This window comes from Serratia sp. Ae19-1, from assembly GCF_059801225.1.
Genome location: NZ_JBCHWD010000004.1, coordinates 35,950 through 59,937, shown reverse-complemented (window position 1 = coordinate 59,937; position 23,988 = coordinate 35,950). Strand labels below are relative to the sequence as shown.

The window sequence follows — 23,988 nt, the reverse complement described above, 5'->3', positions numbered from 1 at the left end:
CTGTCTACCCTTGGAACGAATAATCAGGAGAAGATTATTATGGCAACGGCGAAGAAAGCAGCGAAAACCCATATCGGCCTCGACAGTAAACAATCGGCAAAACTCGCCGAAGCGCTGAATGCGCTGTTGGCGAATTATCAGGTGCTGTATATGAACGTGCGCGGCTATCACTGGAATATTACCGGCCCGCAATTCTTTGAGCTGCACGCAAAATTCGAAGAAACTTACAACGATCTGCTGACCAAGGTGGATGAGCTGGCGGAACGCATTCTGACGCTGGGCTCGCAGCCGCGTCACGCTTACAGCGACTATCTGAAAACCGCCGATATCAAGGAACACACCAACGTGACCGATGATAAAGGCACGCTGCGCGGCCTGTTGGAAGGGTATTCAATCTTGCTGCAACAGCAGCGCGAACTGCTGACGGTGGCGGCCGACGCCGGCGACGAAGGCACCGCGTCGCTGATGAGCGATTACATCAAAGAACAGGAAAAACAGGTCTGGATGCTCAACGCCTATCTGGGCAAATAACCCAGGCGCCATGACAAAACAGTCCCTCACGGGACTGTTTTCGTTTTACCACTCGCAGGATACCGCAAACAGCAGCGCGCGCCGGTGCTGATCGTCCAGGCGGCGGCGCACCCGGATGATATGGCGATTGCTGCACGACTGGCGCTCCAGCCAGCGATGCCGGCGGCGTTGGCTCTGCCGCAACATGCGCCAGCGGCCCACTTCATTTCTACTGCGTCTCATAATTCCGTCACTCGTTCGTCTAATGCCAACCGCGGGCATTATAGCCCTTTCGGCTCATGATCCAAGTCGCCGTTATCGGCGGCACAGCGGACGCCACACGGGCAAAAGCCGCCCTTTCATTTTCAGCAAGTGCCTTAACTTCATCATATTTATGTAACATAAGCGCCGATAAAAGGTTTCGCCTTGACCGATCTGTGCGTACACTCATCATTGGTGGTTTGCGAACGGGATTTTTCGCCTTTATGACAACATTTTATACCGTAATCAGTTGGCTCATGGTGTTCGGCTACTGGCTGCTGATCGCCGGCGTGACGATGCGCATTTTGATGAAACGCCGTGCGGTTCCCTCCGCCATGGCCTGGCTGCTAGTTATCTATATTCTGCCGCTGTTCGGCATCGTAGCCTATTTATCCTTCGGCGAGCTGCACCTGGGCAAACGCCGGGCCGAGCGCGCCAAAGCCATGTGGCCGTCGACCGCACGCTGGCTGAAGGAATTGAAAGAGAGCCGCCGCATCTTCGCCACCGAGTATAGCGAGGTCGCCGAGCCGCTGTTCCAGCTGTGCAACCGCCGCCAGGGCATCGACGGCGTCAAGGGCAACCAGCTGCAGCTGCTCACCACCACCGACGACACGCTCAAAGCGTTGATCCGCGACATCGAACTGGCGCGCCACAACATCGAGATGGTGTTCTATATCTGGCAGCCCGGCGGCCTGGTCGATCAGGTGGCCGAATCGCTAATGGCCGCCGCCCGACGCGGCGTACACTGCCGCCTGATGCTGGACTCCGCCGGCAGCCTGCAATTCTTCCGCAGCCCCTACCCGGCGATGATGCGCAACGCCGGCATCGAAGTGGTCGAAGCGCTGAAGGTCAATCTGCTGCGCGTATTCCTGCGCCGCATGGATCTGCGCCAGCACCGCAAGGTGGTGCTGATCGACAACTACATCGCCTATACCGGCAGCATGAACATGGTCGACCCGCGTTACTTCAAGCAGGATGCGGGCGTCGGCCAATGGATCGATCTGATGGCGCGCATGGAAGGCCCGGTGGCCACCACCATGGGCATCGTCTATGCCTGCGACTGGGAAATTGAAACCGGCAAGCGCATTCTGCCGCCGCCGCCGGACGTCAACATCATGCCGTTCGAGCAGGAGAGCGGCCACACCATTCAGGTGATCGCCTCCGGCCCCGGCTTCCCCGAGGAGATGATCCACCAGGCGCTGTTGACCGCGGTCTATTCCGCGCGCGAGCAGCTGATCATGACCACGCCGTATTTCGTACCGAGCGACGATCTGCTGCATGCCATCTGCACCGCCGCCCTACGCGGCGTCGAGGTCAGCATCATCGTGCCACGCGACAACGATTCGATGATGGTGCGCTGGGCCAGCCGGGCGTTCTTCTCCGAGTTGCTGGAAGCCGGCGTGAAAATCTATCAGTTCGAAGGCGGCCTGCTGCATACCAAAAGCGTCCTGGTGGACGGCCAGCTCAGCCTGGTCGGCACCGTCAATCTGGATATGCGCAGCCTGTGGCTGAACTTCGAAATCACGCTGGTGATCGACGACGACGGCTTCGGCAGCGATCTGGCCTGCGTGCAGGAAGATTACATTGCCCGCTCCAAGCTGCTGAACGCTAAAGAGTGGTTGAAGCGGCCGTTCTGGCATCGCCTGGTCGAACGCCTGTTCTACTTTTTCAGCCCGCTGCTGTAAAAGCCGCGGCGAGCGTGCTTTAATAGCGCCAAATCATTTGTTATCAGGATTTTTTTATGGATTTGAATAACCGCCTTACCGAAGACGAAACGCTGGAACAGGCCTACGATATCTTCCTCGAATTGGCCGGCGACAATCTGGATCCGGCGGATATTCTGCTGTTCAATCTGCAGTTTGAAGAGCGCGGCGGCGCCGAACTGTACGATCCCTCCGAAGACTGGAGCGAGCACGTGGATTACGACCTGAACCCGGACTTCTTCGCCGAAGTGGTGATCGGTCTGGCGGACAGCGACGGCGAGCCGATCAATGACGTGTTCGCTCGCGTGCTGATCTGCCGCGAGAAAGACCACAAGCTGTGCCACATTCTGTGGAAAGAGTGATTCGCCGCTGGCGTCTCGGATAAAAAAAGCCCCGCTCAGTCAGCGGGGCTTTTTGTTGCCGGCTAACGGCACATTACAGCGGGTCGACCTTCAGGCAGGAAACCGCGTGGCGGAAACTGCCCTCCAGCAGCGGACGCGTTTTGGCGCACTCCGGCCCGGCGATCGGGCAGCGGGTACGGAACACGCAGCCTGACGGCGGGTTGATCGGCGAAGGCAGTTCCCCTTCCAGCAGCTGGATCTGCTTTTCCTTCTCCTTGTCCGGATCCGGGATCGGCACCGCCGACATCAACGCCTTGGTGTAAGGGTGCTGCGGATTGTGGTACACCTCGTCATAGGTGCCCAGCTCCACCGCATGGCCCAGGTACATCACCAGCACGCGATCGGAAATGTGCTTCACCACCGCCAAATCGTGGGCGATAAAGATCAACGACAGGCCCATCTCGCGCTGCAGCTGCTGCAACAGGTTCACCACCTGCGCCTGAATCGACACGTCCAGCGCGGAGACCGGCTCGTCGCAGATCACCAGCTTCGGCTCGAGGATCAGCGCACGCGCGATGCCGATGCGCTGGCACTGGCCGCCGGAGAACTCGTGCGGATAACGGTTGATCAGGTTAGGCAGCAGGCCGACCTTCAGCATCATCGCCTTGACCTTGTCCTTCACTTCCTGACGCGGCATTTTCGGGTAGTAGGTGCGCAGCGGCTCGGCGATGATCTCGCCGATGGTCATGCGCGGGTTGAGCGAAGCCAGCGGATCCTGGAAGATCATCTGAATATCGCTGCGGGTTTTGCGCCAGTCGGCGTCGCTCATGCCCAGCAGATCTTTACCCAACCAGGCGACGCGCCCGCTGGTGGCCTTCACCAGGCCGATGATGGCGCGCGCGAAGGTGGATTTGCCGCAGCCGGATTCGCCGACCACGCCGAGGGTCTCGCCCTCGAACAGCCGCAGCGTAACGCCATCGACCGCCTTCAGGGTTTTCGGCGGTTGCCAGAACCACTGCTTGTCGTCATGAATGTCGAAGTGCACTTTCAGATCGGCCACTTCGAGCAGCACTTTCTTGTCGGTTACCGCTGTCATACCAACGCCTCCACCGGTTTAAAGCAGGCGCGCAGGCGCCCTTCCCCAAATTGCTCCAACGGCGGAGCGCTCGCGCACTGTTCCATGGCATGCGGGCAGCGCGGCTGGAACGGGCAGCCTTTCGGCAACCGCAGCAGGTTCGGCGGGTTGCCGGGAATGGTCAGCAACGCCTCGCCTTCAGCGTCGAGACGCGGCACCGCGTTCAACAGGCCGATAGAGTACGGGTGGCTCGGCTGGTAGAACACTTCACGCGCGCTGCCGTATTCCATGGTGCGGCCGGCGTACATCACCAGCACCTTGTTGCAGATGCCGGCCACCACGCCCAGATCGTGGGTAATCATGATGATGGCGGTGTTGAACTCACGCTTCAGCTCGTTCAGCAATGTCATAATCTGCGCCTGAACGGTCACGTCCAATGCGGTGGTCGGCTCGTCGGCGATCAGCAGCTTCGGCCGGCACAGCAGCGCCATGGCGATCATCACGCGCTGGCGCATGCCGCCGGAAAACTCGTGCGGGTACATGCGCATGCGCTTGCGCGCCTCCGGCATTTTCACCGCGTCGAGCATGCGCACCGACTCTTCGAAGGCTTCGCTTTTGCTCATTTTCTTATGCAGCATCAGCACTTCCATCAGCTGCTCGCCAACGCGCATATACGGGTTAAGCGAGGTCATCGGGTCCTGGAAGATCATCGAAATCTCTTCTGCCCGCAGCTTGTTGAGCTGATTTTCCGGAAGGTTGAGGATTTCGCGGCCGTTGAATTTGGCCGATCCGCCGATGCGGCCATTGCTGGCCAGCAGCCCCATCAGGGCGAACGCGGTCTGCGATTTGCCGGAACCGGATTCACCGACGATGCCCAGCGTTTCGCCGGCGCGCAGATCGAAGTTCAGATCGTTCACCGCCGTCACGTCGCCGTCCGGGGTCGTGAACGTGACGCGCAGATCTTTCACGTCCAGCAGCGGCGAGGTTTTGACGCCGACGCCGGTTTGCAACTCAGGATGTTCAATGGTGCTCATGATTGCACTCCTTAACGATCTTTCGGGTCGAGGGCGTCACGCAGGCCATCGCCGATAAAGTTGAAACAGAACAGAGTGACAACCAGGAAACCCGCCGGGAACAGCAGCAACCACGGTGAAACTTCCATTGAGTTGGCGCCGTCGCTGAGCAAGGCGCCCCAGCTGCTGAGCGGCTCTTGCGTGCCCAGCCCCAGGAAGCTGAGGAAGGATTCGAACAGGATCATGCTCGGCACCAGCAGCGACGCATACACCACCACCACGCCGAGCACGTTCGGCACGATATGCCGCAGCACGATATTGCGCGTGGATACGCCGCACACCAGCGCCGCTTCGATAAACTCCTTACGCTTCAAACCGAGGGTTTGGCCGCGCACGATACGCGCCATATCCAGCCACGACACCATGCCGATCGCCACGAAGATCAACAGGATATTTTGGCCAAAGAAGGTCACCAGCAGGATCACGAAGAACATGAACGGGAAGGAGTTGAGGATCTCCAGCAAGCGCATCATCACCGAATCGATCTTGCCGCCCAGATAGCCGGACATCGCGCCGTACAGAGTGCCGACGATCACCGCCACCAGCGCCGCTGCCACGCCGACCATCAGCGAGATACGCCCGCCGATCGCCACGCGCACCAGCAGATCGCGCCCGGAGGAGTCGGTGCCGAAATAGTGCCCCGATTCGAAGCTCGGCACCGCGGACATCATCGCCCAGTCGGTATCGTCATAGGCAAATTGCGACAGCATCGGCGCCAGCACCACAAACAGCGTGATCAGCGCCAGTACGAACAGGCTGCTGACCGCCGCGCGGTTGTGCATAAAGCGCCGACGCGCGTCTTGCCACAGGCTGCGCCCTTCCACTTCCAGCTTCTCGCTGAAGTTTTCCAGAGCTTCGCTGTTCTTTTTAGTCAACATCATTCGCGTGCTCCAGATTAATAACGGATTTTCGGATCGATGACCGCATACAGCACATCGACGATCGCGTTGAACAGAATGGTCAGGGCGCCCACCAAAATGGTCAGGCTCAGCACCAGGGAGTAATCGCGGTTCAGCGCGCCGTTAACGAACAGCTGGCCGATCCCCGGCAAACCATAAATGGTTTCGATCACCATCGAACCGGTAATGATGCCGACGAAGGCCGGGCCCATGTAGGACAGCACCGGCAACAGCGCCGGCTTCAGCGCATGGCGGAAAATGATGCGGCGCATCGGCAAGCCTTTGGCGCGCGCGGTGCGAATGAAGTTGGAGTGCAGCACTTCGATCATCGAGCCGCGCGTGATACGGGCGATACTGGCGATATAGGCCAGCGACAGCGCCACCATCGGCAAGATGATGAACTTGGGCGCGCCGCCGTTCCAGCCACCGCCCGGCAGCCATTTCAGCGTGATGGCGAAGATCAGCACCAACAGCGGCGCCACCACGAAACTGGGTATCACCACCCCGGTCATGGCGAACCCCATCACCGTATAGTCCCATTTGGTGTTCTGATTCAGTGCGGCGATAACGCCAGCGCTAACGCCCAGCACCACCGCCAGCAAAAATGCGGCCAGGCCGAGTTTGGCGGAAACCGGGAACGAGCTGGCGACCAGATCGTTGACCGAATAGTCCTTGTATTTAAAGGATGGGCCGAAGTCTCCCTGCGCAAGCTGCGCCAGATAATGACCGTACTGTTTCCAGATAGGATCGTTCAAATGATATTTGGCTTCGATATTGGCCATGACTTCCGGCGGCAAAGCGCGCTCCCCGGTAAAGGGGCTGCCGGGCGCCAGACGCATCATGAAGAATGAGATGGTGATAAGGATAAATAGTGTCGGGATCGCTTCCAACAAGCGACGAAGTATAAATTTAAGCATTGCCCTAACCCTGTGCGACAGCCTGATGACGGCTTATTATTCTCAACATGGGCCGGCGGCTGCGCCGCCGGCTCTTACCGTATCAATGCTTGATGATGTACAGGTTTTTGTCGTACACGTTATCAAGCGGGTCTTTGCCGGTGTAGCCACCGACGTAAGGTTTCACCAAACGGGCGTTCACGTAGTAATACAGCGGAACGATGGCGGAATCTTTATCCAGCTGAACTTCCGCTTTCTGATACAGATCGGCGCGCTCGTCTTTGGTCTTCGCGGTCAACACGTTCGCCATCAGCTTGTCGAACTCGGCGCTCTTGTAGTGCGGGGTGTTACTGCTGCTGTCGGACAGCATCATGTTCAGGAACGAGCTCGGCTCGTTGTAATCGGCACACCAGCCGGCGCGCGCCACGTCATAGGTACCCTGATGGCGGGTATCCAGGAAGGTTTTCCACTCCTGGTTCACCAGCTTCACGTCCACGCCCAGGTTTTTCTTCCAGATGGAGGCGGCGGCGATCGCCAGCTTCTTGTGCAAGTCGGAGGTGTTGTACAGCAGGGAGAAAGTCAGCGGTTTACCCGGGCCGTAGCCGGCGTCCGCCAGCAGTTTCTTCGCCACTTCGTTGCGTTTTTCCTGCGTCCAACCGAACCACTCTGGCGGGGTCAGCTTGGCGCCGTCGGTGTATGGCGGCGTAAAGCTGTAGGCCGGCAGATCGCCCTGGTTTTTCACCTTGTTGACGATAATGTCGCGGTCCATGCCCAGCTTCAGCGCTTCACGCACGCGCGCATCGGTGAACGGCGCCTTCTGGTTGTTGATTTCGTAGTAATAGGTGCACAGATAAGGATCGACGTGCACCTCTTTCGGGATCTCTTTCTTCAGCTTCTGGAACAGTTCGATCGGCATGTTGTTGTAGGTCATGTCGATTTCACCGGTGCGGTAGCGGTTAACATCGGTCACTTCCGACGAAATAGGCAGGAACGTCACTTTATTGATGATGGTTTTGGCATTGTCCCAATATTCCGGGTTGCGCTCCAGCACGATGCGTTCGTTGACGATCCAGTCTTTCAGTTTATAGGCGCCGTTGCTGACGTAGTTGGCCGGCAGCGTCCACTTCTCGCCGAACTTCTCCACCGCGTCTTTATAAACCGGCTTCATGGCGTAGTGCGGGGTCATTTCAACCAGATAAGGCACCGGCTCGCTCAAGGTTACCTGGAAGGTGTGGTCGTCGATGGCCTTCACGCCCAGCGTCGATTTGTCTTTTTTGCCGGCGATGATGTCATCGACGTTTTCTACGTGAGCGTATTGCAGATAGCTGGCGTAAGGCGAAGCGGTTTTCGGATCGACCACGCGCTGCCAGCTGTAGACGAAATCTTGCGCCGTCACCGGCTTGCCGTTGGACCATTTGGCGTCTTTACGCAGGTGGAAGGTCCAGACTTTGAAATCCTTGTTATCCCAGCTTTCCGCAACCCCTGGCACGATAGAACCGTCCGGGCTGTTGTTCGCCAGGCCTTCCATCAGATCGCGGGTGACGTTATTTTCCGGCACGCCCTCGATTTTATGCGGATCCAGCGACTGCACTTCGGAACCGTTGTTTTTGACGATTTCTTGCTTGTCGGCCAGCTGCACGCCCGCAGGAACGTCAGCGGCGAAAGCGCCCGCGGTTGCTGTGATGCCCAGCGCGGCGATAACGCCGGCGGCAATGAGAGTTTTCTTCGTGATGTTGGTCATGCTTATCGACTCCAGTTTTTATTATCACAGGCTCTCCGTGGAGCCTGCGTTGCCCGTTAGCGGACTCTGTTTTCCCGCCGCCGCGGAACGAATGCGGCGGCCGGCCTTCCCCCATATTCCTCTGCGGTTCGACGCGAGGAATACCCCTTTTACTGCTTGATAATGTACAGATTCTTAACGTCGGTATAGTCCAGCGGATCTTTGCCGGTGAACCCGCCCACCGTCGGTTTGATCAATCGCGCACTGACGCGGTAATAAACCGGGATCAACGCGGAGTCTTTATCCAGCTGCGCTTCCGCCTGCTGGTAGAGCGCGGCGCGCGCAGCTTCATCCGGCGCCTTCAACGTCGCGGCCATGATGGCGTCGAACGCCGGGCTCTTATAAAACACGGTATTGATGCTGCTGTTGGACAACACCAGATTCAGGAAGGCGCTCGGTTCGTTGTAATCCCCGCACCAGGTGGCGCGCGCCACGTCGTATTGCCCCTGATGGCGGCTTTCCAGCGAGGTTTTCCACTCCTGATTGCGCAGCGTGACGTCGGCGCCGAGATTCTTCTTCCACATCGACGCGGCGGCGATCGCCTGCTGTTTGTTTTGATCGGAGGTGTTGTACAACAGTGAGAATTTCAGCGGTTTGGCGTCGCTGTAGCCCGCTTCCGCCAGCAGTTTTTTGGCTTCGGCATTGCGCTGTTCCTGGCTCCAGCCGGCCCAGGCCGGCTGAGAGAAGTTGGCGCCTTCCGTGAAGGTCGGCGTGAAGCTGTAGGCCGGGATCTGCCCCTGGCCCATGATCTTGTTGGCGATGATGTCGCGATCCAGCGTCATTTTCACCGCCGCGCGCACGCGCGGATCGGTGAACGGCGCCCGCTGGTTATTGAGCTCGTAATAGAAGGTGCACAGATAAGGGTTAACGTGCAGCTGCTCGGGCACTTCGCGTTTCATTTTGACGTACAGATACGGCGGGATGGCGCTGTTGGTGATGTCGATCTCGCCGCTGCGGAAGCGGTTGACGTCGCTGACTTCCGAAGCGATCGGCAGGAAGGTCGCCTGATTGATCACCGTCTGCTTGTCATTCCAGTAGCTCGGGCTGCGCACCAGTACGATGCGTTCGTTCACCACCCACTCTTTCAGGCGGTAAGCGCCGTTGCCGACATAGTTGGCGGGCAGCGTCCATTTGTCGCCAAATTTCTCCACCACCGCGCGCTTGACCGGTTTGAGCGACGTGTGACTCAGCATGCTGATGAAATACGGCACCGGCTCGCTCAGGGTCACCTGCAGCGTCTGGTCGTCCAACGCCTTGACGCCGAGCGTCTGCGGGCTCTTTTTGCCGGTCAGGATGTCGTCGATATTCTCGACCTTGGTGTATTGCAGATAGCTGGCGTACGGCGAGGCGATTTTCGGATCGGCCAAACGCTGCCAGCTGTAGACGAAGTCTTGCGCGGTCACCGGGCTGCCGTCACTCCACACCGCGCCAGGGCGCAGGTGGAAGGTCCACTGCCGATAATCCTGATTTTCCCAGCGGGTCGCCGCCGCCGGCACCACATGCCCGTTGGCGTCGGTGCTCACCAGCCCTTCCAGCAGGTTAAGAATGATATTGCTTTCCGGCACCCCCTCGACCTTATGCGGATCCAATGAAGCCACTTCGCTGCCGTTGTTAATCACAATATTCTGCTGCTGCGCCAATTGGACGCCGGCTGGAACCTCAGCCGCCAAACTGCTATTTACGGCGCCGACGCTCAACGCGCCGCTAATCAACAAGGTCAAAGAAGTGCGCTTCAGGGTTTGCTGCATAATCGAGGCTCCTTTTCACCGACAAGCATCGCTTATCGAAGTTTGTGAAGTGTTTATAAGAATTCTTAATAAACGGATACCAGCAAAAATCATTCCCGTTTTTTTGGCGCATTTCAGTTAATTGACCACGGGAAAGTTGCTCGGAAATTAGCAGAAGCCAAATTCCATAGCCAATAAATTTTACGAAAATGTTAAGCAATTCTCTTTTATCGTACCAAGCCTCGTCCGCCCCCTGAGATCGAGGCCGCGTGAAGGCAATCTCATAACTTTGATTTTAAAGATAAAAAAACAAAAATCATTTCATTTGAAACCGTTAGTGCAATCTCACCGCCATACAAAGAAACATTCAGTTAACAATCTGGCCATTCAAAGAACAAACACCTGCCAATGGGGCGGTTAATCACTAATAACACCTGGATGAAAGTGAGACAAGCCCCACAGAATGATGTGATTAATTTAACAACAGCTTGACCGTTGAACGGGGGCAAAAATGGCAGAAATGGGGAAGGAAAAGTGTTTGAAATAATGCTTAGCGTTTTTTTTGAGCAGCAACATGAGATTTATGCAACATAAGAGTGCAACGGCTTAAATTTTATTCACTCCATGCACTATAATAATGCGAACTAATAAATAATTTAAATTTTAAAATTAACTTTAGCCGCGCCAATAGGCGAGGCGCGGCTAAACGCGGCTATCACAACAGACCGGGGAATATCGCCTTAATGCCGGTCACGATAAATTCGATTCCAAGCGCCATCAGCAACAGGCCCATGATACGGGTGATCACGTTAATGCCGGTCTGCCCCAGCAAGCGTACCAACAGCGGCGCGGCACGGAACAACAGCCAGCAACAAAATGCGAACAAAGCGATCGCCACCGTGAAGCCGAGCAGGCTTTGCCAGTTGTGATAGCGGGAACTCCAGACGATGGTGGAACTGATGGCCCCCGGCCCCGCCATCAGCGGCAGCGCTAACGGCACCACGCCGATGCTCTCGCGGATCGCGCTCTCCGATTTTTCCTGCTTGTTCTGTTTGTCTTCCCCCAGCTTGCCGCTGATCATCGACATGGCTATGGTCACCACCAGAATACCGCCGGCGATGCGAAACGAATCGATAGAGATGCCGAACATGCGCAAGATCCCTTCACCCAGGAACAACGACGTCCACAGAATGATGGCGACCGACAGGTTGGCGGTCAGGTTGGTTTTGTTGCGCCCGGCTTCCGCCTGGTAGCTGGTCATGCTGATAAACACCGGCAAAATGCCGACCGGGTTGACCAGCGCAAACAGACCGACAAAGAACTTGATAAAGCCGGAAAGATCCAACAGAGATTGGCCCACAGATGGCTCCGCATTAATCGCTATGAAAAGGTGTGCTGCCTATGCGCGCTAATGTAATGGAATTGGCGCGGGTAATCCATCCGGCCCGAGCAGCATTTTTGACTGCCAGCAAGTTATGAGACGAAACAAATGCCCTTTGTTAAAGTGATGTATGGCCTTTTGATTTTTTATGTTGAAAAAAGAGTCACCGCTCACAGTTATCAAGAATGATTCCCAACACCAGCAAGCTGAAAGGTGTCAGCTTGCACTTTTCATGATTTAGATCACAAATAAACTACCCAACAGTGGGTAAGCTCTTAGTCGTAGTCAGGGAGTAGAACAAAGTAGGTGGCCACATCGCCGGTTCCGTTCTCCTCACTGCCTGCCCCTCCGGTTGGCGTAGGGTAAAGCTCTTTAAGCAAATCAGCAGCATGCGAAGAAATAGCGCGGGAAATCCCCGGTATTCGAATCACCGTTTATCCGCGTTATGACTATACTAGTGGCTCGCACGGCTTATTTACTGAAAGAGTTTAACATTATCAGGAGAGCATTATGGCTGTAACGAATGTCGCTGAACTGAACGAGCTTGTCGCACGTGTCAAAAAAGCCCAGCGCGAATATGCCGACTTCACTCAAGAGCAAGTGGACAAAATCTTCCGCGCTGCCGCCCTCGCCGCTGCTGATGCCCGTATCCCGTTGGCCAAAATGGCCGTGGAAGAATCCGGAATGGGTATCGTCGAAGACAAAGTGATCAAAAACCACTTCGCTTCCGAATACATCTACAACGCCTATAAAGACGAAAAAACCTGTGGCATCCTGTCTGAAGATGACACTTTCGGTACCATCACCATCGCCGAGCCTATCGGTCTGATTTGCGGTATCGTCCCTACCACCAACCCAACTTCTACCGCGATCTTCAAAGCGCTGATCAGCCTCAAAACCCGCAACGGCATCATCTTCTCGCCACATCCGCGCGCGAAGAATGCCACCAACAAAGCCGCCGATATCGTGCTGCAGGCCGCTATCGCCGCCGGGGCGCCAAAAGACATCATCGGTTGGATCGATCAGCCTACCGTCGAGCTGTCCAACCAGCTGATGCACCACCCTGACATCAACCTGATCCTGGCCACCGGTGGCCCGGGCATGGTGAAAGCCGCCTACAGCTCAGGTAAACCGGCGATCGGCGTAGGTGCCGGTAATACGCCGGTGGTAGTAGACGAAACCGCAGACATCAAACGCGTGGTCGCCTCTATCCTGATGTCCAAAACCTTCGACAGCGGCGTCATCTGCGCCTCCGAGCAGTCGGTCATCGTCGTTGACTCCGTCTATGATGCGGTGCGCGAACGCTTCGCCTCCCACGGCGGCTACCTGCTGCAGGGTAAAGAGCTGAAAGCGGTGCAGGACATCATTTTGAAAAACGGCGGTCTGAACGCGGCCATCGTGGGTCAATCCGCGCCGAAAATCGCCGAGATGGCAGGCATTAAAGTGCCGGCCAACACCAAGGTGCTGATCGGTGAAGTGAAACTGGTCGACGAAACCGAACCTTTCGCGCATGAAAAACTGTCGCCTACCCTGGCGATGTACCGCGCCAAAGACTTCGAAGACGCGGTCTCCAAAGCCGAAAAACTGGTCGCCATGGGCGGTATCGGCCACACCTCCTGCCTGTACACCGACCAGGATAACCAAACGGCTCGCGTCGCCTACTTCGGCGATAAAATGAAAACGGCTCGCATCCTGATCAACACCCCGGCTTCTCAGGGCGGCATCGGCGACCTGTACAACTTTAAACTCGCGCCTTCGCTGACGCTGGGTTGCGGTTCCTGGGGTGGTAACTCCATCTCTGAAAACGTCGGACCTAAACACCTGATCAACAAGAAAACTGTAGCGAAGCGAGCAGAAAACATGTTGTGGCATAAACTTCCGAAATCGATCTACTTCCGCCGTGGCTCGCTGCCTATCGCGCTGGAAGAAGTGGCGACCGACGGGGCGAAACGCGCCTTCATCGTGACCGACCGTTTCCTGTTCAACAACGGCTATGCCGACCAGATCACCAAGGTTCTGAAGTCACACGGCATCGAAACCGAAGTGTTCTTCGAAGTAGAGGCCGATCCGACGCTGAGCATCGTGCGTAAAGGCGCCGAGCAGATGAATTCCTTCAAACCGGACGTCATCATCGCGCTGGGCGGCGGTTCGCCGATGGACGCCGCGAAAATCATGTGGGTGCTGTACGAACATCCTGAAACCCACTTCGAGGATCTGGCGCTGCGCTTCATGGACATCCGCAAGCGTATCTACAAATTCCCGAAAATGGGCGTGAAAGCGAAAATGATCGCCATCACCACCACGTCAGGTACCGGTTCAGAAGTCACACCGTTCGCGGTCGTGACCGACGACGCCACCGGACAGAAATACCCGCTGGCCGACTATGCGCTGACCCCGGACATGGCGATTGTCGACGCCAACCTGGTGATGAACATGCCGAAATCCCTGTGCGCCTTCGGTGGCCTGGATGCGGTGACCCACGCGCTGGAAGCTTACGTGTCGGTGCTGGCGAACGAATACTCCGACGGCCAGGCGCTGCAGGCGCTGAAACTGTTGAAAGAGTATCTGCCGGCCAGCTACAAAGAAGGCGCGAAAAACCCGGTTGCCCGTGAACGCGTGCACAACGCCGCCACCATCGCCGGTATCGCTTTCGCCAACGCCTTCCTCGGGGTTTGTCACTCCATGGCGCACAAACTGGGTTCGGAGTTCCACATTCCGCACGGCCTGGCCAACGCGATGCTGATTTCCAACGTCATTCGCTACAACGCGAACGACAACCCGACCAAGCAGACGGCCTTCAGCCAGTACGACCGCCCTCAGGCGCGCCGTCGCTACGCTGAAATCGCCGACCACCTCGGTCTGAGCGCACCGGGCGACCGCACCGCGCAGAAGATTGAGAAACTGCTGGCCTGGCTGGATGAGCTGAAAACAGAGTTGGGCATCCCAACCTCCATCCGTGAGGCGGGCGTGCAGGAAGCGGACTTCCTGGCGAAGGTCGACAAGCTGTCGGAAGACGCTTTCGACGACCAGTGCACCGGCGCCAACCCACGCTATCCGCTGATTGCCGAACTGAAGCAAATCATGCTGGATACCTTCTACGGCCGCGAATTCAGTGAAACGGTAGAAGAGGAAGCGGCAGCTGCCAAAGCTGCGGTAAAAAAGTCCAAGAAATAACGGTTCCGTGAACCGATGAAAAAACCCGCCGAACGGCGGGTTTTTTATTGCGCCTGACGCGCTGTTTTCTGACCCCGCCGCCAAAGCGCCTCAGCCGGCCCTGACGACGTTTTCGGCCCTACTCCAGGGAGTGAATCGCCTCTTTATAATGCTTGCGGCAGACAGAGACATAGCTCTCGTTACCGCCAATCACCACTTGCTCGCCGGCGTGCATCGCCTTGCCATTCTCATCCAACCGCAACACCATATTGGCTTTGCGCCCGCAGTGGCAGATGGTTTTCAATTCCACCAGCTTATCGGCCCAGGCCAGTAAATATTGGCTGCCGATAAACAGTTCGCCGAGAAAATCGGTTCGCAAGCCGTAACACAATACGGGAATGTCCAGTTGATCCACCACGTCGCACAATTGTTCAACCTGTGCTTTGGTCAGGAACTGGCTTTCGTCCAGCAGCACACAGTGCACCGGCTGCTGCTGATGCTCTTGCTGAATCATGGCGTACAACATCGAGTCATTGTTATAAAGCTGGGCCTGCGAGGATAAGCCGATGCGCGAACTGACTTTGCCCACGCCAAAGCGATGATCGATCTCCGCAGTGAACACCAGCGTGCGCATACCACGCTCTTGATAGTTATATGAAGACTGTAGCAGCGCGGTGGACTTGCCGGCATTCATCGCAGAGTAATAAAAATAAAGTTGAGCCATGGCCCCGCAACTCCGATGGTATAAGAAATATTCAAATGTTGATTAGGACGGCAAGTGTACCATAACCCGGCCCCGGGCTCAGCCCAAAGCGAGTGAATATTGCGTTCGCCGTAATAATGCGCTTTCAAGCGAAACATATCGTTCTGTCGGTATGTTCTTTTTACAGCTATTTACAGGATAATGTATGCCTGTCATCACTATTAATTCTTGCTAATGGTTATCGCACATTAATGCACAGCCGCCCTTTACCCACCGCAGGCGCGGCAGCCGTGACGGCAGCTCTGGCTATTATACTGCGGCCAATATCGGGCATTTAATCACCTTCACAAGCCCCCCGACGTTTCCTGACGTGATCTTTACCAATATACCCCTATTGTTTACAATGTCTGCAGTGCCACGACGTGATTAAGCCCACAGAACTCATTGTAATATTGATATAAATTGCGGCGATAACTTATCGAGGAAAGCCTTGCGGCACGTATCTTTTAAAGCATGTCTGCTGAAATTTTGGCTTAAGCAAGATGAGGGTAATAGTTAACAGCCCTTCCTATTATTAGTCGTCCGGATCCGATTAACGGTTTCTTTAAAGGTAAATTTGAGTATTCATGTCAATTTGGCTATTGCAGAAAAGAAAAGAGCACTCTATTATTATCGAGACGCCCCCCACCAATATAATTTGAGACTAGGACAATGAGCGAAGCATTAAAGATTTTGAACAACATCCGCACTCTGCGCGCCCAGGCAAGAGAATGCACGCTGGAAACGCTGGAAGAAATGCTCGAGAAACTGGAAGTTGTTGTGAACGAACGTCGCGAAGAAGACAGCCAGGCTCAAGCAGAAATCGAAGAACGCACTCGTAAACTGCAGCAATACCGCGAAATGCTGATTGCTGACGGTATCGACCCGAATGAACTGCTGCAAACTATGGCTGCCAACAAGGCTGCTGGTAAAGCAAAACGCGCAGCACGCCCGGCTAAATACCAATATAAAGACGAAAACGGCGAACTGAAAACCTGGACCGGTCAAGGCCGTACTCCTGCGGTGATCAAGAAAGCTATCGAAGAGCAAGGTAAATCTCTGGACGATTTCCTGCTGTAATAGCGACGCAGTCCGTATCTGAAAGGCTCCCTTCGGGGGGCCTTTTCATTTTAAAGCTTATCGCTCGACTCCCGCTCTCTCTCGCCTTTTAGTAAATATCCTAATTCGCTTTTCCTTCTAGCATGAAATTTCAGTGAAAAAAAGGGACCCTAAGGCCCCTTTATCGCATTTACACCCACGTTCAATTATTGAACCTGATAGAATGCCTTATACCAGTCAACGAAGCGCTTTACGCCCTCTTCAACACTGGTTTCCGGTTTAAAACCGATGTCACGATAAAGCTCTTCCGTATCCGCGCTGGTATCCATCACGTCGCCAGGTTGCATCGGCAGCATATTCTTACGGGCAGTCACCCCCAATGCCAGCTCCAATGCACGGATATATTCCATCAGTTTAACAGGCGTGTTATTGCCGATATTATAAACATGATACGGCGCGGAACTGGTCGCCGGCGATCCCTGTTCAACGGTCCATGACGGATCTGCCTGCGGAATAACCGCCTGCAGCCGTACAATCGCCTCAGCGATATCATCGATGTAAGTAAAGTCACGGTGCATTTCACCGTGGTTATATACATCGATGCTCTCCCCCGCCAATATAGCCTTGGTAAACTTGAACAGCGCCATATCCGGACGCCCCCAAGGACCATAAACGGTAAAGAAGCGCAGCCCCGTCGTAGGGAGACCGTATAAATGGGAGTAACTGTGCGACATCAGCTCATTGGCTTTTTTAGTTGCCGCATACAGTGATACCGGATGATCAACCGAATCTTCGGTTGCAAACGGCAGCTTGCGATTCAGGCCATATACCGAACTGGAAGAGGCATAGAGCAAATGCTCAACTTTATTATGACGGCAACCTTCCAGAACGTTTAAATGGCCGATCAGGTTAGCATCCGCATAAGCCAACGGATTGACCAACGAATAACGCACGCCGGCCTGAGCTCCCAAATGAATGACTCGTTGGAACTGATGCTCGGCAAACAATGCCGCCATACCTTCACGATCGGCCAAATCCAGCTTAATAAAGCGGAATCCCGGCTTATCCGCCAGTCTGTCCAGACGGGCCATTTTCAGGCCCACGTCATAATAGTCGTTCAGGTTATCAATGCCGACAACCTGATGACCGGCGGTCAACAAACGCTCTGCAACGTGATAGCCAATAAACCCTGCGGCGCCTGTAACCAGGAATTTCATGCCCACTCCTTAAATAACCGGTTTAATCGAGGCGCCGCGGCCAATCGCGTAGTAGGTAAAGCCGCGATTTTCCAAACGCTCCGGATCGTACAGGTTACGTCCATCGAAGATCACCGGCTGCTTCAGTTCACTTTTGATCACGTCGAAGTCCGGTGCGCGGAAATTCTGCCATTCGGTGCAGATCACCAGAGCATCGGCGCCGTGCAGCGCAGCCTCTTTGGTACCCATCAGCTTCAAGTCATCACGTTGGCCATAGATGCGTTGGACTTCGTTCATCGCTTCCGGATCGTAAGCCTGAACGGTGGCGCCGGCGGCCCACAGTTGCTCCATCAGCACGCGGCTGGAGGCTTCACGCATGTCATCGGTATTCGGCTTGAACGCCAGGCCCCACAGCGCGAAGGTTTTGCCCTTCAGATCGCTGCCGAAGTAGTCTTTGATAAAGCTGTTCAGCTTGTCTTTCTGTTGGTAGTTGACCTGCTCAACCGCCTGCAGCAGCTTCGGTTGGTAACCGATCTGCTCCGCCGTGCGGATCAGCGCCTGCACGTCTTTCGGGAAGCACGAGCCGCCGTAACCACAGCCAGGGTAGATGAAGTGATAACCGATGCGAGAGTCGGAACCGATGCCCTGACGCACTTTTTCGATATCTGCGCCCAGCATTTCCGCCAGATTGGACATTTCGTTCATAAAGCTGATTTTAGTCGCCAGCATGCAGTTAGCGGCGTATTTGGTCAGCTCCGCGCTGCGGATATCCATCATGATCATGCGATCGTGATTGCGGTTAAACGGTTCGTACAGCTCGCGAATAGGTTCGATCACATCTTTATTATCGGTGCCGATGACGATGCGCTCAGGACGCATGCAGTCTGCCACCGCCGCGCCTTCCTTCAGGAATTCCGGGTTAGACACCACGTCGAACGGCACATTGCTGCCGCGCTTCGCCAGCGTTTCCGCCATCACCTGGCGCACCTTGTCCGCCGTACCGACCGGTACGGTAGATTTGTCGATCACCACTTTGCGATCGGTCATGTGCTCGGCAATGGTGTGAGCCACCGCAGTGACATATTTCAGGTCGGCGGAACCGTCTTCATCCGGCGGCGTACCGACGGCGATGAACTGGATATTCCCGTGCGCCACGCCCGCTTTGGCATCGGTGGTGAAATGCAGGCGGCCGGCCTCATAGTTTTGCTGCACCAGCGGGGTCAGACCCGGTTCAAAAATCGGGATATTACCTTTTTTCAGGTTTTCGACTTTTCGTTCGTCGACGTCGATGCACATCACGTCATGGCCGACTTCAGCCAGCACGGCGGCCTGCACCAGACCCACATAGCCAATACCAAAAACTGTTACTTTCATGTGAAAATCCTAGTTTTTCAAATTAAGACGAAAGATCATTCAATTACTTCTTGTCAGCGGCAACAACCTGTTGCAGCCACTGAGAAAATTCTTTGCCCAAGCTGGCATGACGCATGCCGTATTCTACAAACGCCTGCATATAACCCAGCTTGTTGCCGCAGTCGTGGCTCACGCCTTTCAGGTGATACGCTTCCACCGTTTCCTGCTGCATCAACATTTCGATGCTGTCAGTCAGCTGAATTTCATCGCCGGCGCCCGGAGGCGTTTTCGCCAGCAGCGGCCAAATATCGGCGGACAGCACGTAACGACCGACGATCGCCAGGTTGGAAGGCGCTTTATCCGGTGACGGCTTCTCGACCACGCTGACCATCGGCGCGCTTTCACCAGGCTGCAGATCGACGCCCTTGCAGTCGGCTACGCCGTAGTTTCCGACATCCTTATGCGGCACGGGTTCAACCATGATCTGGCTGACGCCGGTGGTTTCGAAGCGCTGCAACATCTCGCGCAGATTGTCTTTTTTCGGATCGGCGCTGTATTCGTCGAGGATCACGTCCGGCAACACCACGGCGACCGGCTCATCGCCCACCATCGGGTAAGCGCACATGATTGCGTGCCCCAAACCTTTCGCGTTCCCCTGACGGACTTGCATCACGGTAACGCCTTTCGGGCAGATCGACTGCACTTCATCCAGCAATTGACGCTTGACGCGTTTTTCCAGCATCGCTTCCAGCTCGAAACTGGTATCAAAATGGTTTTCGATCGAGTTCTTGGAGGAGTGAGTGACCAGCACAATCTCGTTAATCCCTGCCGCAATGCACTCATTGACGACGTATTGGATCAGCGGTTTATCAACCAGCGGCAACATTTCTTTTGGAATGGCTTTGGTGGCCGGCAACATCCGCGTACCCAAGCCTGCAACCGGGATCACGGCTTTTCTGACTTTGCGATTTACAGCAGGCATTATTTCCTCTCTTAAAGCTAAAGCGCTCATTTTATGAGCTTGGGCTCGATATAAAAAAACCTTCGGAGTATACCAGCTTATGCGCACCGAGCATTAGCCAGAACACAAATAGAAAACATTTAGGACTATTACCCGCTCTGATAATCGGGGGAATAAATAAACGGTTTAATTACCGATAAGTGAATAGCTTAAGATCTCGCCACTCGGCACCGATTATTCAGCGCTGAGCATCAGCCGCAATCGGCCCCCGCTCCCCCATACCTGACATTGCCAGGCAGTGCAGCGTTGGCTGATCTGATTCATGTAGGTGGCGCCCAGCGTACCCAGCGGCACGCCGTTGCTCAGCTGAATTTGATTGTCGCCGGTATTGACGTTGGCGTGCAGCCCGGCGGAAACCAGAATCAGGTTTTTATTTTCGGCGTGATAATATCCCAGCAACAGGGGGAATTGCCCCTCCAATTTCCCCTGTCGCAATAATTGATTAACCTGCTTTAACAATGCCGACATTTGCGGCAAGCGATGTTGTTGATTAGCCAGATGGTCTTGCAGCAATCCATTAAATAATGCGCGCAACAGCAACGCCGCCAATACGCCATTATCGCCGGCGCGGGTGACGTCCAGACAATAGAACGCCAGATCCTTTTCTGACAGCGCTGCGATATCCAATACCAGGCCGGGATTCTCTCCCGTGGTCAACTGCCGATAATTGATCCGGCAATGCGCAATGGTCTGTTGTACCGGCGGCTGCAGCTGTTTAAGCAATTTAATCGCTTCGGAAGGATTTTTGCTCAACGCATCCCAATCTTGAAACAGCTCGACCTCTTCAATGGCCTGGGAGGTGAACATATTGGGATATAAACACGCCAGCACCGCTTCACGCAGGCGATTCAGATCGGTCAGCGGCTTCAGCAACACATCCTGCACGCCCAGCCGCAATACCTTGGCGATGTCAGCCATCTTGTCGGTCGCCGAGATCACCAGCACCGGGATCTGCCCCCCCTGCAGGCGCAGGTGCTCGACAAATTCAATGCCGCCCATTTCCGGCATCGCGAGATCGCACAGAATCAGATCCGGCTTGAAATCATCCACGGCACTCAGCGCCTGTAAACCGTTGGTCGCTTCGCCGGTTTCTGCGCCCAGCGAGGTCAAGTACCCGACCAGCACGGAACGAAAAACCTGTTCGTCCTCCACGATCAAGATGCGCTTGTGAGTGAGTGGTAATGCCATCAGCCGAGCCTCGTCCCTTTCCATAGTGTAATAGTGGCTCAAAAAGGTCACTTATGCTCGTCTGAAACAGACCGACCGTGCATTGCCAACCGAGAACCGAGAATTATCTATTTTTTATCAACGGCAACAACCGATCCAGTTGTTTTTCCACCGCCAGCAGCCCCGCCTCGATCGCCTCTTCGGCGCGATGGAAATCCAACGTCGAAATCTGCGGACAGAAAGGTTGGATCAAGACGTCCGGCGGATCGCTCGCCATCCGCGTGCGTTTCAAACGATTTTCCAACATTTGAATCGACGTGCCCATAATCTCCATCGCCGTCGGCGCCGTCGTCGGTTTGCGCTGCCGCATTCTGCCAACCCGCTCTCGCAGACGCCCGCGCCAATTGCCTGCGGGGGCATCATCCGCACTTTGGTCCTCACCGCGTACCGAGAACAGATCCTGCTGCATCAGATGCGCGTCATGCTGCAGATCGACAGCGATGACGATGTCGGCGCCGAGCGCCCGGCAGAGCGACACCGGTACCGGATTCACCACCGCGCCATCTACCAGCCAATAGCCGTCGGCCCACACCGGCGCCAACAGGCCGGGCATGCTGCAAGAAGCGCGCACCGCCTGATGAATATCGCCCTCGGTCAGCCACAGTTCGCGGCCGGTGCTGAGGTTGGTCGTCACGGCGCCGAACTTCAGCGCACACTCGGCGATGTCATTGATCTTCAACAGCTGCCCGACGGCATTAAATACGCGTTCGCCGCGCAGCAAACCGCCGCGCTGCCAGGAAAAATCCATCAACCGGATCACGTCCCAATAGCTGAACGACCGCACCCACTGCTCCATCGCCGGCAAACGGTGGCTGGCGAACGCCGCGCCCACCAGCGCACCGACAGAGCAACCCGCAACGATATCGACCTCAATCCCCAGTTTCTTTAACGCATTAATCACGCCGATGTGGGCCCAGCCTTTGGCCGAGCCTGCCCCCAGCGCCAGTCCGATCTTGATTTGCCGCATAGCGCCATCCTCTCGGTAAAGGGTTGCCTCTGCTTTCAGGGTAGATTGTCACCAACGAATATTGTTAGGTAACATATGCGCTAAATTCATTTTCTGCCTCGTCTTTCAGGAGTTATTTTGCCCGAATCATGCCCATGCGGCAGCGGACTGACCTACAACGCGTGCTGCGCCCCTTTTATCAATGGCAGCCAGCCGGCGCCGACCCCGGGTCAGCTGATGCGTTCACGCTTCACCGCCTACGTTAATCATAACGTCGACTATCTGATCGCCACCTGGCACCCCGATTGCGGCGCCGAAGCGTGGCGCAATGCCATCGTCGACAGTTTTAAAAACACCGAATGGCTGGGCCTGACGATCGTGGAAGAGAAAGCCGGCCATGAAGCGGATGAGGGCTTCGTCGAATTCATCGCCCGTTTTACCGACGGTGACAGCGGTACCCCTAAGGCGATGCATGAGCGCTCACGCTTCCTTCGCCGCGATCAACGTTGGTATTATATCGACGGTACCCAACCCCAGCCCGGCAGAAATGCAATTTGCCCCTGCGGCTCTGGGAAAAAATATAAGAAGTGCTGCGGGCGCTAGCCGGCCGGCGCTTCACGTTTATGCCTACGCAGACAGGCCATTCAGTTCAGACAGGATCCCCAAGCTCATGCCACACCAAAATGTACAACGGAAAGTGTTACGCACCATCTGCCCGGACGCCAAAGGGCTGATCGCCAAGATCACCAACATTTGTTACAAGCACGAACTCAATATCGTCCAGAACAATGAGTTCGTCGATCACCGCACCGGGCGTTTCTTCATGCGCACCGAGCTGGAAGGCATTTTCAACGACAACACGCTGCTGGCCGATCTGGACAGCGCGCTGCCGGAAGGTTCACTGCGCGAGCTGCACAGCACCGGACGCCGGCGCATCGTGGTGCTGGTCACCAAAGAGGCCCACTGCCTGGGCGATCTGTTGATGAAAAGCGCCTATGGCGGTCTCGACGTTGAAATCGCCGCCGTGATCGGCAACCACGACACCTTGCAATCGCTGGTGGAGCGTTTCGACATTCCTTTCCACCTGGTGAGCCACGAAGGCCTGACGCGCGAACAGCACGACCGCGAAATGACGGCCAGGATCGATCAATATCAGCCGGATTATGTAGTGCTGGCCAAATATATGCGCGTACTGACGCCGGCCTTCGTACAACATTATCCGAATCAGGTGATCAACATTCACCATTCGTTCCTGCCGGCGTTTATCGGCGCGCGTCCTTATCACCAGGCCTACGAGCGCGGCGTGAAAATCATCGGCGCCACCGCCCACTACGTTAACGACAATCTCGACGAAGGCCCAATCATCATGCAGGACGTGATCCACGTCGATCACACCTACTCCGCCGAGGATATGATGCGCGCCGGCCGCGACGTTGAGAAAAATGTGCTCAGCCGCGCGCTGTACCAGGTACTGGCGCAGCGTGTCTTCGTCTACGGCAATCGCACCGTTATTCTGTAATCGCTCAATAAATCGGTGCATTTCGTTCAGGGATGCACCGCCAAGAATAAAAAAACGGCAAACGATTCATTTTCTGCATTTCAATGCTTTACACATCCGCTTCATTTGATATGATGCGCCCCGCTT

General features: G+C 55.6%; 21 protein-coding genes. 7 read left to right on the top strand and 14 right to left on the bottom strand.

Annotated features, from left to right (window positions below; translation table 11 throughout):
- Positions 1-39: 39 nt before the first annotated feature.
- On the top strand, positions 40-531 hold the full coding sequence (locus tag AAIE04_RS13040) for a Dps family protein (RefSeq protein WP_019452735.1): 492 nt from the start codon (positions 40-42) through the stop codon (positions 529-531).
- Between the two features lie 45 nt (positions 532-576).
- Here the strand turns inward: AAIE04_RS13040 and AAIE04_RS13035 are convergent, their stop codons facing one another.
- Positions 577-753 carry a YciY family protein gene (locus AAIE04_RS13035; RefSeq protein WP_025159792.1) on the bottom strand — a complete coding sequence of 59 codons (177 nt, stop codon included), beginning with the start codon at positions 751-753 and terminating at the stop codon, positions 577-579.
- 242 nt (positions 754-995) lie between these two features.
- Here AAIE04_RS13035 and cls point away from each other — a divergent pair, with 242 nt between their 5' ends.
- Both cls and AAIE04_RS13025 read left to right on the top strand, forming a co-directional pair.
- A complete protein-coding gene (cls, locus tag AAIE04_RS13030; protein WP_025159793.1) occupies positions 996-2,456 on the top strand; it encodes a cardiolipin synthase in 1,461 nt (486 codons plus the stop codon).
- 56 nt (positions 2,457-2,512) lie between these two features.
- Positions 2,513-2,836, top strand: coding sequence for an HI1450 family dsDNA-mimic protein (locus AAIE04_RS13025; protein ID WP_004932139.1), 324 nt, complete (start codon positions 2,513-2,515; stop codon positions 2,834-2,836).
- A gap of 73 nt (positions 2,837-2,909) precedes the next feature.
- On the opposite strand, the gene oppF is transcribed toward AAIE04_RS13025, so the two are convergent.
- The 7 genes from oppF to AAIE04_RS12990 form a co-directional block, all read right to left on the bottom strand.
- Entirely contained in the window at positions 2,910-3,911 is a 1,002-nt protein-coding gene (oppF, locus tag AAIE04_RS13020) for a murein tripeptide/oligopeptide ABC transporter ATP binding protein OppF (RefSeq protein ID WP_019452737.1), read from the bottom strand.
- On the bottom strand, positions 3,908-4,924 hold the full coding sequence (locus tag AAIE04_RS13015; protein ID WP_063918453.1) for an ABC transporter ATP-binding protein: 1,017 nt from the start codon (positions 4,922-4,924) through the stop codon (positions 3,908-3,910). The genes oppF and AAIE04_RS13015 overlap by 4 nt, the downstream gene beginning before the upstream one ends.
- Before the next feature lie 11 nt (positions 4,925-4,935).
- Positions 4,936-5,844, bottom strand: coding sequence for an oligopeptide ABC transporter permease OppC (oppC, locus tag AAIE04_RS13010; RefSeq protein ID WP_019452739.1), 909 nt, complete (start codon positions 5,842-5,844; stop codon positions 4,936-4,938).
- A gap of 14 nt (positions 5,845-5,858) precedes the next feature.
- Positions 5,859-6,779 carry an oligopeptide ABC transporter permease OppB gene (gene oppB, locus AAIE04_RS13005; protein ID WP_004932150.1) on the bottom strand — a complete coding sequence of 307 codons (921 nt, stop codon included), beginning with the start codon at positions 6,777-6,779 and terminating at the stop codon, positions 5,859-5,861.
- 82 nt (positions 6,780-6,861) lie between these two features.
- On the bottom strand, positions 6,862-8,499 hold the full coding sequence (gene oppA / locus AAIE04_RS13000; protein ID WP_019452741.1) for an oligopeptide ABC transporter substrate-binding protein OppA: 1,638 nt from the start codon (positions 8,497-8,499) through the stop codon (positions 6,862-6,864).
- A gap of 149 nt (positions 8,500-8,648) precedes the next feature.
- Positions 8,649-10,286, bottom strand: coding sequence for an ABC transporter substrate-binding protein (locus AAIE04_RS12995; RefSeq protein ID WP_074054051.1), 1,638 nt, complete (start codon positions 10,284-10,286; stop codon positions 8,649-8,651).
- 694 nt (positions 10,287-10,980) lie between these two features.
- Positions 10,981-11,625, bottom strand: coding sequence for a YchE family NAAT transporter (locus AAIE04_RS12990; RefSeq protein ID WP_015378089.1), 645 nt, complete (start codon positions 11,623-11,625; stop codon positions 10,981-10,983).
- Between the two features lie 531 nt (positions 11,626-12,156).
- Here AAIE04_RS12990 and adhE point away from each other — a divergent pair.
- Positions 12,157-14,820, top strand: coding sequence for a bifunctional acetaldehyde-CoA/alcohol dehydrogenase (gene adhE, locus AAIE04_RS12985; RefSeq protein WP_498577084.1), 2,664 nt, complete (start codon positions 12,157-12,159; stop codon positions 14,818-14,820).
- A 118-nt stretch (positions 14,821-14,938) separates the two neighbouring features.
- On the opposite strand, the gene AAIE04_RS12980 is transcribed toward adhE, so the two are convergent.
- Entirely contained in the window at positions 14,939-15,523 is a 585-nt protein-coding gene (locus AAIE04_RS12980) for a thymidine kinase (RefSeq protein WP_063918455.1), read from the bottom strand.
- Positions 15,524-16,213: 690 nt separating this feature from the next.
- On the opposite strand from AAIE04_RS12980, the gene hns reads away from it, so the two are divergent.
- A complete protein-coding gene (gene hns, locus AAIE04_RS12975; RefSeq protein ID WP_004932170.1) occupies positions 16,214-16,621 on the top strand; it encodes a histone-like nucleoid-structuring protein H-NS in 408 nt (135 codons plus the stop codon).
- A gap of 185 nt (positions 16,622-16,806) precedes the next feature.
- Here hns and AAIE04_RS12970 read toward each other — a convergent pair whose 3' ends face one another.
- The 5 genes from AAIE04_RS12970 to rssA all read right to left on the bottom strand — a co-directional run bounded on the left by AAIE04_RS12970 (position 16,807) and on the right by rssA (position 22,364).
- Complete coding sequence (locus AAIE04_RS12970) at positions 16,807-17,817, bottom strand: NAD-dependent epimerase (RefSeq protein WP_019452745.1); 1,011 nt, start codon at positions 17,815-17,817, stop codon at positions 16,807-16,809.
- 9 nt (positions 17,818-17,826) lie between these two features.
- Positions 17,827-19,170, bottom strand: a complete 1,344-nt coding sequence (locus AAIE04_RS12965; protein WP_498577083.1) for a UDP-glucose dehydrogenase family protein — start codon at positions 19,168-19,170, stop codon at positions 17,827-17,829.
- A gap of 43 nt (positions 19,171-19,213) precedes the next feature.
- Positions 19,214-20,131, bottom strand: coding sequence for a UTP--glucose-1-phosphate uridylyltransferase GalU (galU, locus tag AAIE04_RS12960; RefSeq protein WP_154746317.1), 918 nt, complete (start codon positions 20,129-20,131; stop codon positions 19,214-19,216).
- A 213-nt stretch (positions 20,132-20,344) separates the two neighbouring features.
- Entirely contained in the window at positions 20,345-21,358 is a 1,014-nt protein-coding gene (gene rssB / locus AAIE04_RS12955; protein WP_154746318.1) for a two-component system response regulator RssB, read from the bottom strand.
- A gap of 103 nt (positions 21,359-21,461) precedes the next feature.
- The gene (rssA, locus tag AAIE04_RS12950; protein WP_019452749.1) at positions 21,462-22,364 is read right to left on the bottom strand and encodes a patatin-like phospholipase RssA; all 903 of its coding nucleotides are present in this window, start codon (positions 22,362-22,364) and stop codon (positions 21,462-21,464) included.
- Positions 22,365-22,481: 117 nt separating this feature from the next.
- Between rssA and AAIE04_RS12945 the strand changes: the two genes are divergently transcribed.
- A complete protein-coding gene (locus tag AAIE04_RS12945) occupies positions 22,482-22,946 on the top strand; it encodes a YchJ family protein (RefSeq protein ID WP_074054044.1) in 465 nt (154 codons plus the stop codon).
- 67 nt (positions 22,947-23,013) lie between these two features.
- Positions 23,014-23,862 (top strand): formyltetrahydrofolate deformylase, encoded by an 849-nt coding sequence (gene purU, locus AAIE04_RS12940; RefSeq protein WP_019452751.1) that lies wholly within the window; start codon positions 23,014-23,016, stop codon positions 23,860-23,862.
- Positions 23,863-23,988 lie beyond the last annotated feature (126 nt).